This window comes from Chamaesiphon sp. VAR_69_metabat_338 (assembly GCF_031423935.1).
In the GTDB taxonomy this organism is placed as follows: domain Bacteria; phylum Cyanobacteriota; class Cyanobacteriia; order Cyanobacteriales; family Chamaesiphonaceae; genus Chamaesiphon.
The window spans coordinates 1-2,082 of the sequence record NZ_JANPGM010000547.1; the positions used below are offsets into that span (position 1 = coordinate 1).

Below are 2,082 nucleotides of genomic sequence, written 5' to 3' on the forward strand. Positions count from 1 at the left end.
ACCGAGCGCGTAGAGCAAGCCAAAAAAGAGATGACTGTTGCGCAATCCGATCTAAATATCGCCCGATCGGACTACGATAGCTTAGTTGCCACCTCCCAAGTCGCGATCTCCAAGCAAGCCGCCCAAACTCGATCGACTCAACTCCAGCAACAACTCGCAATTAAAGAACAAGCCGGACAACTCCAGCAGCTCCAATCTCAATTACAAGTCGCGCAGTCAGACTACCAGCAGATCGGTGTCAAATTGCAACAATTGCAACAGCAAACAGCAAAATCAAAGGTCGTTAATTCGATCGCGAGCAAAACACCCATTCTCGAACCAACGACGGTGAATATTAACGCACCAGTTGCGGGTATGGCGATCGAAATTCCGGTCGCTGTGGGCGATCGCATCTTTGTTGGCAGTAAATTGATCGGCATCGCCAATCCCCAAAAACTCAAGCTCGGTGTCGATCTAGAACCCCAACAAGTCGCATTATTAAAACTCGGGCAACCAGCCCTTGTTAAAATGGGTACTGCCATCGATAGTCAAGAATTGACCGCTCTAGTCACTAATATTGCCCCACCAATCGATCGATCGACCCAACATGTCGAAGTCGAATTTACCAATCCCAAACCTACCATGCCGATCGGTCAGACTGGAACGGTGTATTTTCCTAAATAGGGGATAGAGGGTAGGGGATAGGGAATAGGGAGAAGATAGGTTTTAGGACGCAAGCGTCCTGTTAACTTTCAATTTCTACCCCTACCCCCTACCCCCTATCCCCTACCCCCTATCTCCTACCCCCTATCCCCTACCCCCTAAATGAAGCCTTGCATTTTGATGACAACTGAAGGTACGTACCCATTTATGAGTGGTGGTGTAAGTACTTGGTGTCACGAACTCACGCATCAGATGCCAGAGGTAGACTTCAAGCTTTTGGCGATCGTCGCCAACCCGTATTTGACTCAACAGTACGACTTAGCAACCAATGTCACGCAAGTGTTCAAGGTGCCCTTGTGGGGCATGGAAGACCCGATCGAGTATGGATGGAGATTTCCGTTTTCGCGCGCGCTCAAGAGCAAAATTGCCACTACTGGTAGTGTTATCGCTCAACGATTTATCCCATTATTCACAAAATTATTAACCGGAATTCTGTTGCCGGATGTAATGGACATCGATACGCTCGGCGGCACTTTCGTAGGAATGCATGAATATTTTCTACGCTATGACTACCACAAAACCATGATGTCGATCGAAGTGTGGCAATGTTTTCAACAACTAGTAACTACAGCTTGGCAGTCACAAGTTAAACCCGATCTGATTACCCTTGATGAGATTGCCGAAACGCTCAAGCTATTATATCGATTGTGTATTCCCCTCCATATCCCGATTCCAGCGGTAGACTTAATCCATTCGTCGGCTGCTAGTTATTGCGGATTACCTGGTGTTGTGGGCAAAATTAAACATGGGATTCCCTATTTACTCACCGAGCATGGGATTAATATTCGCGAACAGTATCTCAATTTGCGAACTTCCATTCGATCGGTATTTGTCCGTCGCTTCTTGCATTATTTAGTCAGTGCAGTCGTCAAATTAAATTATCACTTTGCTGATATTATCTCGCCTGTTTGTAAATACAATACCCGGTGGGAACAATGGTGGGATGTAACCTCAGAACGGATTAAAATTATCTATAACGGTGCCGATCCGCAAAAGTTTACGCCCCAATATCGTCCGCCTAATTCTCATCCTGTCGTCTTAAATATCGGGCTAATTTTTGCCCTGAAAGGACAACTAACCCTGATTGAAGCTGCGGCGATCGTTCGCAAGAAATTTCCAGATGTCGAATTTAGATTATACGGCAAACCTTCCGATCTAGATTACTTCGATCGCTGTCAGCAAAAGGTTAAAGAATATCGGTTAGAAAGCACGGTGAATTTTGCTGGCTTTACCAGCGAACCTTGGCGAGTGTATAGCGAAGCCGATGTCGTGGCGATGTCGAGTATTTCTGAAGGTTTTCCTTATACAGCGATCGAGGCGATGTTGTGTGGCGCGGCGATCGTGGCTACCGACGTTGGTGGTGTCGAAGAAGCTCTCGCC

At 46.7% G+C, this 2,082-nt stretch carries 2 protein-coding genes; both read left to right on the plus strand.

The features are described from left to right. The coding region (locus tag RMO84_RS15060) for an HlyD family efflux transporter periplasmic adaptor subunit (RefSeq protein ID WP_310489260.1) at positions 1-663 on the plus strand (663 nt) is incomplete at its 5' end. Between the two features lie 141 nt (positions 664-804). After that, positions 805-2,082, plus strand: a 1,278-nt coding sequence (locus tag RMO84_RS15065) for a DUF3492 domain-containing protein (RefSeq protein WP_310489261.1), incomplete at its 3' end; no start/stop codon positions are given.